We start from the raw sequence: 12512 nt of genomic DNA, 5'->3' as shown, positions 1-12512 counted from the left end.
TGACCGCGTGATTGATAGAGCACTGGCCGGAAGCAAACACTCCGGCCAGTACAGTGAGTCAACCGGCTATACCAAGGCACCATAAATTGTCAGTAACGCGACAACGACAATCACCGTCAACGTGACTTTTCGCGCCAGAGAAACCGCCGCTCTAGGTGTTTGCACGGGATCTAAATGAGGTTCTCGCGCTAACGAATACTGGGCGAGGCGCGTCAGTACTTGATACTGCTGAGAGCGGAAATCCCCCAATGAAGCAAACCAGGCAGGTAGCGCTCTTTCACCGTGCCCCAATAGTGCATAGGCGACGCCCACTAACCGCACTGGGATCCAGTCCAGACAATGCAAGATGCTATCAATACCAGATTGAGAACGCTGTAAAGGTGTGTGATGGCGTGCCAGCCAAGTTTGGTATCCACGTAACATTGCGTAGCCCGCTAAAGCCACCGGGCCGTAATTAGCACAGACAACAAACCAGAAAATAGGCGCTAAGTAATAGCGGAAGTTTATCCATAGCAAGGCATTTTGTAGAGACTGTAATCTGACTTTCTCGCCACTATCCACCGGCAAGCCGTGGATCAGCGCAAGCTCCTCTGCCATTTTGTCAGTGGCATGAGCATCACCCTGACGAGCTGCTTTCAAATAAGCACGATAATGTTTACGAATTCCACCGGCCCCAATGCACAGCAGGCAAATTAGGATCCAAAGCAGCAGCAGAGGGAAACCAAACAAGATGTTTTGCACTAACCGTAAAATTAGCCATACCAACGCCATCCACACCGCAGTCAGTAAAATTGTTTGTACCAACGAAAAGTGACGTAAACGCGTAAATACGACTTCAAGGCGATGATCTAGCTGCCAATGTTCGCCCAGTTTAAATAAGCGCTCCCATGCAAGCACCAGCAACAGCGTAAACAGTGTCATTAGCTCTTATTCTCCCTTTCTTAACCAACCCTAAAACAGGGCGTATGCCTCCCGGCATGCATAAACGACAATATCAGTCGAGGCTAAATGCGAATAAGCACTCGACAATAAACCTCTGGTTAATACTGGACTACCTAGGCATTACGATGGCTGAGATAACGCCGCCAAACGCTGTTGATACAATACCCAGTCAAAAGCTGGACCGGGATCAGTTTTACGACCTGGTGCAATATCACTGTGACCCGTCACCCGCTCTGCGGTTATTGGATAGTGGGCAAAAAGTAGCGCACTTATCTCGGTTAGGCTGCGATATTGTGCGGGCGTAAACGGTAACACATCTGTTCCTTCCAACTCGACTCCAATGGAGAAATCGTTACACCGCTCACGCCCGGCAAAAGTTGATACTCCAGCATGCCAGGCACGCTTATCAAAAGGAACATATTGAATAATTTCACCGTCTCGGCGAATGAGGCAATGAGCCGAAACACGTAAGTGAACAATATCGGCAAAATAAGGGTGTTCATTAGCATCGAGTGTACCGGTAAATAGTTGGTCGATATACGGGCCACCGAACTCGCCCGGAGGCAAACTGATATTATGAATCACCAACAGAGAAGGGTCTTCACCTTCGGGCCGCTGATCGAAATGGGGAGAAACCACCCGTTTAACCCCTGAAATCCAGCCATTATCTAACTGCATTGTTTATCTAAGCCCTCTAATAATAGACTTCAACCGGCTCTTTTAACCCCAAAGGACTTGGTTTTGCAGATAAGTCGCTAACTCGCTCATCTCGATAAATTTACCCAGCTAAGTAAACGCCAGCGACGGCAAGTACAAAGGGTATATGGCACTTCTGTCTGCAACAGAGTAGCATGTTTGGATAACTATCCATCCGCCATTTCGGAGTTTTCTATGCCGACCCGCAGCTATAATGCCGACAGCCGCCGCGCCGAGCTATTGGAACGAATTCAATATGATATCCCTTCTACTGTAGCTCAAGCTTTGAGTGAAGATCTTGGTGGTGAGGTCAATCCAGACCGTGATCTCACCGCACAATTACTCCCAGCAGATAAACAAGCCAAAGCCACTATTATTACCCGCGAAGATGGTGTTTTTTGCGGCCAACGCTGGTTGAATGAAGTGTTCATCCAACTTGGCGCTCAGGTATCAGTTGAGTGGCTCGTTGACGATGGCGACAAATTGACAGCAAATCAGGTGCTTTGTCATCTGACGGGCCCAGCCCGTATCCTGCTAACCGGTGAGCGCACTGCTCTTAACTTCCTGCAAACGCTATCAGGTGTTGCCACCGAAGTAAGCCGCTATGTAGCAGTGCTCTCCGGGTTAAATACGCAATTACTCGATACTCGAAAAACACTCCCTGGGCTGCGCACCGCGCTGAAATATGCCGTCCTTTGTGGTGGTGGCAGCAATCATCGGCTCGGTTTATCCGACGCTTTTCTTATCAAAGAAAATCATATTATTGCTGCCGGGTCTATCAAAGAAGCGGTTGCCAAAGCATTTTGGATACATGCCGATGTCCCTGTCGAAGTTGAAGTTGAATCCCTTGATGAACTACAGCAAGCCCTGGAGGCAGGTGCTGATATCATCATGTTGGATAACTTCACCATTCCTATGATGCGTGATGCGGTAAAAATGCGTGATGAAGTTGCCAAGACTCAGAGCAGCGCACAACTGGAAGTTTCAGGTAATGTCACCCTAGAAACGCTGCGAAGCTATGCTGAAACCGGTATTGACTTCATTTCAGTCGGCGCACTCACCAAACATATTACTGCCTTAGACCTTTCCATGCGTTTCCAATAATCCTAGCAAAATATCTTCGGCGGAATACAACCATTAACAGACTCTGATTCTGTTTTGCGAACCCCGCCGAAGTTATCTGTCCCGCTATTGCAACGACCTAAATATTCGACAGTACGCTTCGCAAATCAATGTAATGCCCCTATTGCCATAAATTAAAAAGCGGCACTCTTACCTCGTTTTCTCACACACAAGGAAAGTGCTATATGGCTAATCAACAAGGTTTTACATTAATTGAATTGATGGTCGCGATTGCCATCATTGCTGTTCTCAGCGGCATTGGCATCCCGTCCTATCAGCGTTATATCCAGAAAGCAGCACTCACCGATATGTTACAAACCATCGTTCCCTACAAAATGGCGGTAGAGCTTTGCGCTATGGAACATGCCAGCCTTGATAGCTGTAATGCAGGCAAGCATGGGATTCCAGCAGGGGAAAAGTCACGTTACGTTAGCACCACAGCTATTAATAAGGGGGTGATTACATTGACGGGCCTGCACACTCTTACCGATTTGACGTTGGCGATGTCGCCGACATTCAATCAGAGTGGGAATGTCACCTGGACAAGAACATGTACAGCTAAAGATAGCAGCCTTACTGATAGCTGTAACAGCGTGTTCCGTTTCAATGATAAGGCCTCAATAGAATGAGTGAATTTATGGCATCCTCACCCCAAATAATTAGTGATGAATTACACACACTTTGTCGCCGTCATCGAACAATAGCTCTAACTCTTGATGGTCAGAATTTGTCTATCGCCTCATCAAGCCCCGTCGATGATGAACTATTAACGGCACTGCGCTTTACTTGTGGCCGCAAGATAAGAGTGGAATATTGGCCAGAAGCCAAAATTGAACAATCATTAAATCTGGAGTTATTCGAAGACACTAAATCCAAAGAATCCCATCAGGAAAGCGCAGTAAAAGGCAGGGAACCGCTTGGGGCTACATCATCAAACCTGTCACTACAAAATTCCGATGAAATGCAGTTGGATAACGAAAGTGATATTCCTGTTATCCAATTTATAACCCAAACACTGAGGCTAGCCATTGCAAAGCGGGCATCAGATATCCATTTTGAACCTTATCAGCATCACTATCGCATCCGATTAAGAATTGACGGTGTACTGCATGAGGCTCCACCGCCCATAGCCGAATTAGCCAGTCGAATCAGTAGCTGCCTGAAGGTCATGGCTAAACTGAATATTGCTGAAAAGCGGTTATCACAGGATGGTCAACTCGCTCTGTTGTTAGACGGCGTCCGCTATTCCATGAGAATAGCGACTCTTCCGGTGCAGTATGGCGAGAAAGTCGTACTGAGAATTCTGAACACCCAGCAGAAACCTACGCTCGAAAAACTGGGGTTAACTACAATCGCCCATCAACAGTTATCACGAGCATTATCCGCACCACAGGGTTTAGTTCTGGTCACCGGGCCGACCGGTAGTGGCAAGACAGTGACTCTGTATTGCAGTTTGGACCAACTTAACCAACCACAAATCAATATCTGTAGTGCTGAAGATCCTATCGAAATCCAAGTTGATGGTATCAATCAGACTCAGACCAACAATAAGATTGGGCTCGATTTCTCGAGTGTATTACGTGCAATGCTGCGACAGGATCCAGATGTCATTATGCTCGGTGAAATTCGGGATAATGAAACAGCTGAAATAGCTGTTAAGGCGGCACTTACCGGGCATTTGGTTCTTTCTACATTACATACCAACTCAACTGCCGAGACGCTAATACGTCTGACACAAATGGGAATAGAGCGCCACTTAATTGCGTCCAGCTTGATATTAGTTATCGCCCAACGTTTGGTGCGCAAATTGTGCCTACACTGCCGACAGGTATCACCCACACTTTTTCAGGCCCCTTCTGGTGTGCGAACAACGCCATTGCAGCATTATCTTGCTGTCGGCTGCGAACATTGTTGTGCTGGCTATTATGGCCGAACAGGAATTTACGAAATGTTAAATATAACCCCGTCAATTCAACAAGCTCTACTCAATAATGTCAGCCCGTCAGAGCTCACGCGAATGGCGCAAGATCAAGAACAAATAACATTACTCTGCGCAGGCTTAGCATTGGTCGAAAGCGGCATGACGAGTCTCGCTGAAATTAATCGTGTAGTAGGGTTGTTAGCAGAACACGAGGTAGTGCATTGAGTTATCAGCGATTATTTTACTGGAGGGCCATTAACACTGAAGGCCAGCTACAAACAGGTGCGCTATTGGCAACAGAGAGAAATATTGTCTATGAACATATGCTTCGTCATGGATTGCAACCCTTAGGCGTTAAGGGTGGCAAACGGTTATCAATTGGCTACTGGCGAGGAGATCGGCTAGTCGCGGTTACTCGTCAATTAGCCACTTTGCTGCAAGCTGGGCTGCCTTTGGTCAATAGTTTGCAACTATTAGCCAAAGAAATGGATGCCCTCCCTTGGCAATGCTTATTGCAGGAGATAAGCCAGCGGGTGTCACAGGGGCAATCATTATCAGAAGTGATAGCTCGCTACCCTAATACGTTCCCTCAATTATATCCCCCAGTCATTGCCATGGGGGAACTCACTGGGAATCTTGAACAATGCTGTATTCAGTTAGTACATCATCAGGAGCGCCAGCAAAAACTGCAAAAGAAAGTGGTTAAGGCACTCAAGTATCCGGTATTTGTCTGTGTTATTGCACTGGCTGTTAGCATCCTCATGCTGGTCTTGGTGCTACCTGAGTTTGCACAAATATATCAATCATTCGATACGCCATTACCGGCACTGACCGCCGCACTGCTATTGATGTCGGCATTCATTACTGCTTATGGGCCATTTATAGCATTGTTAATGGTGTTACTTTGTATTGGATATCTGTATATACGAAAACATCAAACTCGCTGGCGACAAGCGGAACAAAGGCTTTTATTGCGTCTTCCTGTTGTTTCAGCACTCATTCGCGGTAGCTGCCTTAGCCAAGTGTTCCAAACACTGGCGATGACCCAACATGCGGGATTACCACTGACGGCGGGATTGGATGCGGCACTCGTATCCATCAATAACAGCAGCTATCAGCAAGCACTGAGGCATATTCAAACACAAATTAACCAAGGCGTTCCTCTGCATATAGCCCTTGCCCAACAACAACTATTTCCTCCCTTATGCCAACAAATGGTTCGTGTCGGTGAGGAATCTGGTGCACTGGATGTGCTACTAGAAAAACTGGCAAATTGGCATCAGCAGCAAACCCAAGATTTGGCTGATAATCTGACTCAAATGTTGGAGCCACTTTTAATGCTAATTATTGGCGGCATTGCTGGGATTTTAGTGATTGCGATGTATTTACCCATATTCCAATTAGGAGATGTTATCGGGTAAGGTCAATAAAGGTATCAAAATAAGGGAGCTTGCGGCTAAGACTGCGTAAGGAGAGCCATAGAAAAAGGGCGTTGAGTGAATACGCCCTTTTCATATCAATGCTTAAACGTCATCTGAAATCAGATATTAATTACTGCCAAACACTCGGTTTTCTTGCTCTGCAACACGGATAAATGTTGTGCGTTTAGTCAGCTCTTTTAAATGCGAAGCCCCTACATAGGTACAAGCTGAACGCAAGCCGCCCATAATGTCGCGAACAGTGTTATCAACGGGACCACGTAATGGCAATTTAACCGTTTTACCTTCTGCGGCGCGGTATTCAGCAACACCACCCACATGACGTTTCATCGCAGACTCAGAGCTCATACCGTAGAACAGCATAAACTTCTCGCCATTCTCTTCAACCACACGCCCTTCGCACTCGTCGTGCCCAGCTAGCATACCGCCCAGCATGACAAAGTCAGCACCGCCACCAAAAGCTTTTGCCACATCACCCGGCACTGAACAGCCGCCATCACTGACAATCTGACCACCCAAGCCATGAGCGGCATCAGCACATTCGATTACTGCTGATAATTGTGGATAACCAACACCGGTTTTAACACGAGTGGTACAGACCGAACCCGGGCCAATACCCACTTTAACAATGTCAGCGCCCGAAAGAATAAGTTCTTCTACCATCTCGCCAGTCACCACATTACCGGCACAAATGACTTTATCTGGGCAAGCTTCGCGTGCTTTTTGCAGGAAGGAGACAAAATGCTCAGAGTAGCCATTAGCGACATCGATGCAGATAAATTTTAATGCCGGCGATAATGCCAAAATTTGCTTCATTTTGTCGAAATCGGCAGAGGAAGTCCCGGTTGAGACCATGACATGGCGCAATACAGATTCAGGAACTCGTTTAACAAACTCGCCCCATTGCTCAACACTGTAGTGTTTGTGAACTGCGGTAAGAACATCAAATGATGCCAGGACTTCTGCCATGCGGAAGGTGCCAACAGTATCCATATTAGCGGCGATGATAGGTACACCAGACCAATTCCAACCTGAATGTTTGAAGGTAAACTGGCGTTCCAGTTCCACTTCAGAGCGACTTTTCAGCGTTGAACGCTTTGGACGGATTAACACATCTTTAAAGCCTAATTTCAAACCTTCTTCAATACGCATGGCTGATTATTTCCTGGTTAGTGGCGATAGATCGCAAAATGTGATCCGGCGTAAATCACGCCATCCCAGTGAAGCTATCATACGCATGAATAATTCTACGGCAAGACTGCGAATGCACCTTTATTTACGCTACAATCCCACAAATTACCTGAAGAGTGCCGACAGCTCATTTATCACCGTGTTCACTTCATATATTTTTCCACGTAGTTCAAACAGAATGCATACCTTGCTATGCCTTCGCACCTGCTTTCAGATACAATTCGGCCACTCATTAACAGTATGCAAGGCTAGGCAATGACCTATATTGTGGCCCTCACCGGTGGCATTGGCAGCGGTAAAAGTACAGTAGCGGATGCATTCGCCAACCTCGGAGTGCCCCTTGTTGATGCTGATATTATTGCTCGTCAGGTTGTTGAACCGGGGATGCCAGCACTAGCGGCTATCGCTTCCCACTATGGTGAAACTATCTTGCAGGCCGATGGCACATTGAACCGGGCAGCATTGCGCGAAAAAATTTTCAGTGAGCCACAGGAAAAAGCATGGTTAAATTCATTGTTGCATCCATTGATTCAGCAGGAAACTCAGCGCCAACTCGTGGCTATTGATAAACCATACGTACTTTGGGTTGTTCCTCTGCTGGTTGAAAATGGTTTACACCACCGTGCTAATCGTGTGTTAGTGGTAGATGTTGCACCTGATATACAACTCGCTCGTACCATAGCGAGAGATGGCATTACCCGCCAACAGGCAGAACATATTTTAGCCTCACAGGTTTCGCGGCAGCAGCGGCTGGCCTGTGCTGATGACATTATTGACAATAGCGGCGATCCCTTAGTTATCGCCCCGCAAGTTGCTGCATTACACCAACAGTATTTAAAATTGGCAGCTGCGGCCCAACAGGATCTATATCGATGAGTGACCTCACCTCAACAATACTTTTTGAACATCCGCTTAATGAAAAAATGCGTACCTGGCTGAGAATGGAGTTTTTACTACAACAATTAGAAAGCCAACGTTCGTTAGATAATATTGCTAGTGCATTGACGTTTTTCCGAACTGCATCTGATTTAATCGATGTTCTTGAGCGCGGTGAAGTTCGGACTGATTTGCTTAAGGAGCTTGAACGCCAGCAGCAAAAGTTGCAGCAGTGGGCTGATATGCCCGGTGTCGATATTTCACGGGTGGATTCACTGCGCAGTCAGCTAAAAAACCGAGCCTCAGTATTAATGTCTGCGCCGCGTATCGGCCAGTCATTAAAAGAAGACCGTTTAATCAGTGTTGTTCGTCAGCGTCTAAGTATCCCCGGTGGCTGCTGTAGTTTTGATTTGCCCACTTTGCATACCTGGTTGCACCAACCGCAAGATCAGCGCAATCAGCATATTGTTAAATTACTGGCAAGCCTGACGCCACTCAATCAATCACTGACCATCATTTTAGATTTAATTCGCCAATCAGGTCCGTTACGAGCACAAATCAGCTTAAATGGCTTCTTCCAAGACAATGCGGAAGGGGCCGATTTGCTCAGATTGCGTCTACCGCTAGAGCCGCAACTGTATCCGCAGATTTCTGGTCATAAAACACGATATGCCATTCGCTTCTTACCACTTGATAGTGAAAATGGCACCGTGCCAGCTCGTTTATCGTTTGAATTGGCCTGCTGCTAAGTTGATAGATTTTAGGAGAAAAAACATGGAAACCGAAGAAATAGAGGTTAATTGCCCAACATGTGGAAAAGTAGTGATCTGGGGTGAACAAAGCCCTTATCGCCCTTTCTGTTGCAAGCGTTGCCAGCTTATTGACTTAGGTGAATGGGCAGATGAAGAGAAACGTATACCTAGCCATGGTGAACAATCCGACAGTGATGAATGGACTGAAGAAGACCCTCTCAAGCACTGATCGTTTTAACCACTGGTTACTGTTTCGCAAGAATGGAGCAAATCATCCGCTCCATTCGCCTCAGATCAAATACCAATCATATTAGTGGCCTGCATTATGCAGTGAGTAATTCTATGATGGCGGTATTAGCAGGCGGAAATTCTTGCGCCAACAACTCAGATTGTTTCACCCAGCGCATCGGTTGCCCTTCACGACCAAAAGGTTCGCCATCCCAAGCGTCAACTATATAAAAATGTAGTGTCACGATACGGTCAGCATAAGCATGTTCAAGCACTTTAAATAAAGCGGCGTTTCGCACCACAATGCCGGTTTCTTCCAACAGTTCGCGCTGCAAAGCTAGCTCTGGTGTCTCTCCCTGCTCAACCTTACCGCCGGGGAACTCCCAAAAACCGGCCATATGAGAATCAACCGCGCGCTGAGTAATAAAAATCTCCCGCTGTGCGTTACAAATAATCCCCACAGCAATATGTAAGTGTTTCAATTCTCTCGCTCCTGAAAGGGACATAAACGCTAGCCTAAGCCTTCCCCTGATTGTTTTTCCTAAAATCGAACGGCAAAAAAGAGCCAAAATAAAGGGCGGTTTTTACGCCGCCCTCATTAACAGTATCGATCCTAGCCTAAAATATTACTGTAAACGGCCGTGGCACTGTTTGTATTTTTTGCCTGAACCACATGGGCATGGATCATTACGCCCCACTTTGCGCTCAAGGCTGGCAGCAACACTGACTTCTTCCTGCGACATCAATGCACTGTTATCAGACTGATGGCTCAGTTGTTGCTGTTTAGCCAAACGCTCAGATTCTTCACGGCGCTGTACTTCCAGTGCTTCAACTTCTTCTGGCATCCGCACCTGTACTTTGCTCAGCACACTGATCACTTCATATTTCAGTGATTCCAGCATGGCAGCAAACATGGCGAAAGATTCACGCTTATATTCTTGCTTAGGATCTTTCTGTGCGTAGCCACGCAGATGGATACCCTGACGCAGGTAATCCATGGCAGCCAAATGCTCTTTCCACAAGGAATCAAGTGTTTGTAACATCACGCCTTTCTCGAAGTTGCGCATCATGTCAATGCCAACCACTTCTTCTTTGCGGTGATACACTTCGATAGCTTGTTGCAGGATTCGCTCACGCAATGTTTCTTCATGCAACTGTGGCTCATCTTCAAGCCATTGAGCGATCGGCATGTCCAGGTCGAAATCATTTTTCAGACGCTGTTCCAGACCCTCAACATCCCACATTTCCTCCAGAGACTGGGTTGGGATATAGCTGTCGATAACCGTTTTGAAAACGTCTTCACGGATGCTGTTGATGGTTTCGCTAACATCAGACACATCCAACAGCTCATTACGCTGGCTGTATATCGCCCGGCGCTGGTCGTTTGCCACATCATCATATTCAAGCAATTGCTTACGGATATCGAAGTTACGGCTTTCAACTTTACGCTGCGCGTTGGCAATAGCTTTGGTGACCCATGGGTGCTCAATCGCTTCGCCCGGCTTCATACCCAATTTACGCATCATGCCAGACACACGGTCAGAGGCAAAAATACGCATCAAAGCATCTTCCATTGACAGGTAGAAACGTGAAGAACCGGCATCCCCCTGACGACCCGCACGACCACGTAACTGGTTATCGATACGACGCGATTCATGGCGCTCAGTACCAATGATATGCAAACCACCCGATGCCAGTACCGCATCATGACGAATCTGCCATGCCGCTTTAATCGCCGCAATTTGGTCTTCAGTTGGGTCTTCCAGCAGGGCAATCTCACTCTGCCAACTGCCGCCTAACACGATGTCAGTACCACGACCCGCCATGTTGGTCGCGATAGTTACCGCTCCCGGCTGACCGGCTTGAGAAACGATTTCCGCTTCCATGGCGTGGAACTTGGCGTTCAGAACTTTATGTTCGATACCGGCTTTGGTTAACTCAGCAGACACCACTTCAGACTTCTCAATCGAGATAGTACCCACCAATACTGGTTGGCCGTTCGCAGTACGTTCACGGATATCTTCGATGATTGCGCCAATCTTTTCCTGTTCAGTCATATAGACCAAATCAGCTAAATCCTTACGGATCATTGGGCGGTTGGTGGGTACAACGATGGTGTCCAGCTTATAAATAGAGCTGAATTCGAACGCTTCGGTATCCGCAGTACCGGTCATACCGGCCAGTTTTTCATAGAGACGGAAGTAGTTCTGGAAAGTGATAGAAGCCAGCGTCTGGTTTTCGTTCTGAATTTCTACGCCTTCTTTCGCCTCAACTGCCTGATGCAAGCCATCGGACCAACGACGACCTTGCATGGTACGGCCAGTGTGCTCATCAACGATGATAACTTCACCATCTTTCACGATGTAATCAACATCACGGGTAAACAGAACGTGAGCACGCAGAGCCGCAGTAACATGGTGCATTAACATGATGTTACTTGGAGAATACAGCGACTCCCCTTCGTCCATGATGCCCGCTTCCACTAACATTTGTTCAATCAGAATCAGACCGCGTTCAGTCAGGTGAACCTGACGTGATTTTTCATCTACGGAGAAGTGCCCTTCACCCTGGAAGCTGTCGGAGTCTTCTTTTTCTTGACGAATCAGTTTTGGAATCAGCTTGTTAACCCGAATATACATCTCGGAGCTATCTTCAGCTGGGCCAGAGATAATCAGCGGAGTACGAGCTTCGTCGATCAAGATGGAGTCAACTTCATCCACCAATGCATAGTGCAGCGGACGCTGTACGCGCTCTTCCGGGCTGAACGCCATGTTGTCACGCAGATAGTCAAAACCGTATTCGTTGTTAGTCCCGTAGGTGATATCTGCAGCATAAGCAGCGCGCTTAGCTGGTGCCGTCATATTCGGCAAGTTGATACCAACACTCAGGCCCAAGAACTCAAATAGTGGACGGTTATTTTCGGCGTCACGTTGAGCCAAGTAGTCGTTGACGGTAACTACGTGAACACCACGGCCACTCAACGCATTCAGGTAAGCTGGCAGTGTTGCGGTCAGTGTTTTACCTTCACCAGTACGCATTTCTGCAATGCATCGCTCATTCAGTACCATACCGCCCAGCAGCTGCACGTCGAAGTGACGCATACCGAACACACGTTTACTGGCTTCGCGCACCACAGCAAAAGCCTCAGGAATCAGAGTTTCCAGCACTGCACCTTTTGCCAGGCGCTCGCGGAATTCATCAGTTTTGGCACGTAATTCAGCATCGGTCAGTTTTTCAATTTCAGGTTCCATGCGGTTGATAAGATCAACCACTTTCTGCATACGGCGCAGGGTACGATCGTTACGGCTGCCAAAAACTTTGGTTAATAATTTGATTAGCATGATT

General features: G+C 47.2%; 12 protein-coding genes. 7 read left to right on the top strand and 5 right to left on the bottom strand.

Annotation, left to right across the window (positions count from 1 at the left end):
- Positions 1 to 66: 66 nt before the first annotated feature.
- Positions 67 to 921 carry a beta-lactamase regulator AmpE gene (gene ampE, locus N0H69_RS03720; protein WP_050106536.1) on the bottom strand — a complete coding sequence of 285 codons (855 nt, stop codon included), beginning with the start codon at positions 919 to 921 and terminating at the stop codon, positions 67 to 69.
- A 141-nt stretch (positions 922 to 1062) separates the two neighbouring features.
- Positions 1063 to 1620 carry a 1,6-anhydro-N-acetylmuramyl-L-alanine amidase AmpD gene (gene ampD, locus N0H69_RS03715; RefSeq protein WP_050145596.1) on the bottom strand — a complete coding sequence of 186 codons (558 nt, stop codon included), beginning with the start codon at positions 1618 to 1620 and terminating at the stop codon, positions 1063 to 1065.
- A gap of 213 nt (positions 1621 to 1833) precedes the next feature.
- Between ampD and nadC the strand changes: the two genes are divergently transcribed.
- The 4 genes from nadC (at position 1834) to hofC (ending at position 6102) form a co-directional block, all read left to right on the top strand.
- Positions 1834 to 2742, top strand: a complete 909-nt coding sequence (nadC, locus tag N0H69_RS03710; RefSeq protein ID WP_050133228.1) for a carboxylating nicotinate-nucleotide diphosphorylase — start codon at positions 1834 to 1836, stop codon at positions 2740 to 2742.
- Between the two features lie 203 nt (positions 2743 to 2945).
- Positions 2946 to 3389, top strand: a complete 444-nt coding sequence (gene ppdD / locus N0H69_RS03705) for a prepilin peptidase-dependent pilin (RefSeq protein ID WP_050106539.1) — start codon at positions 2946 to 2948, stop codon at positions 3387 to 3389.
- A complete protein-coding gene (gspE, locus tag N0H69_RS03700; protein ID WP_050150323.1) occupies positions 3386 to 4906 on the top strand; it encodes a type II secretion system protein GspE in 1521 nt (506 codons plus the stop codon). Before ppdD ends, gspE begins: the two co-directional genes overlap by 4 nt.
- A complete protein-coding gene (hofC, locus tag N0H69_RS03695; RefSeq protein WP_050150325.1) occupies positions 4903 to 6102 on the top strand; it encodes a protein transport protein HofC in 1200 nt (399 codons plus the stop codon). The genes gspE and hofC overlap by 4 nt, the downstream gene beginning before the upstream one ends.
- 126 nt (positions 6103 to 6228) lie before the next feature.
- On the opposite strand, the gene N0H69_RS03690 is transcribed toward hofC, so the two are convergent.
- Positions 6229 to 7272 carry a GMP reductase gene (locus N0H69_RS03690; protein ID WP_050106542.1) on the bottom strand — a complete coding sequence of 348 codons (1044 nt, stop codon included), beginning with the start codon at positions 7270 to 7272 and terminating at the stop codon, positions 6229 to 6231.
- A 294-nt stretch (positions 7273 to 7566) separates the two neighbouring features.
- On the opposite strand from N0H69_RS03690, the gene coaE reads away from it, so the two are divergent.
- The 3 genes from coaE to yacG are packed head-to-tail and all read left to right on the top strand — an operon-like array spanning position 7567 to position 9168.
- Complete coding sequence (gene coaE, locus N0H69_RS03685; RefSeq protein WP_050150327.1) at positions 7567 to 8187, top strand: dephospho-CoA kinase; 621 nt, start codon at positions 7567 to 7569, stop codon at positions 8185 to 8187.
- On the top strand, positions 8184 to 8936 hold the full coding sequence (gene zapD, locus N0H69_RS03680) for a cell division protein ZapD (RefSeq protein ID WP_050150330.1): 753 nt from the start codon (positions 8184 to 8186) through the stop codon (positions 8934 to 8936). The genes coaE and zapD overlap by 4 nt, the downstream gene beginning before the upstream one ends.
- Positions 8937 to 8961: 25 nt before the next feature.
- Positions 8962 to 9168, top strand: a complete 207-nt coding sequence (gene yacG / locus N0H69_RS03675) for a DNA gyrase inhibitor YacG (RefSeq protein ID WP_050106545.1) — start codon at positions 8962 to 8964, stop codon at positions 9166 to 9168.
- A gap of 94 nt (positions 9169 to 9262) precedes the next feature.
- On the opposite strand, the gene mutT is transcribed toward yacG, so the two are convergent.
- Together mutT and secA are read right to left on the bottom strand one after the other, a co-directional pair.
- The gene (gene mutT / locus N0H69_RS03670) at positions 9263 to 9649 is read right to left on the bottom strand and encodes an 8-oxo-dGTP diphosphatase MutT (RefSeq protein ID WP_050121562.1); all 387 of its coding nucleotides are present in this window, start codon (positions 9647 to 9649) and stop codon (positions 9263 to 9265) included.
- Positions 9650 to 9793: 144 nt separating this feature from the next.
- Positions 9794 to 12508, bottom strand: coding sequence for a preprotein translocase subunit SecA (gene secA / locus N0H69_RS03665; RefSeq protein WP_050106547.1), 2715 nt, complete (start codon positions 12506 to 12508; stop codon positions 9794 to 9796).
- Positions 12509 to 12512 lie beyond the last annotated feature (4 nt).

The sequence above is a fragment of the Yersinia alsatica genome, assembly GCF_025133195.1.
Lineage (GTDB): Bacteria > Pseudomonadota > Gammaproteobacteria > Enterobacterales > Enterobacteriaceae > Yersinia > Yersinia alsatica.
This window is presented reverse-complemented; position numbering and strand designations above follow the sequence as displayed.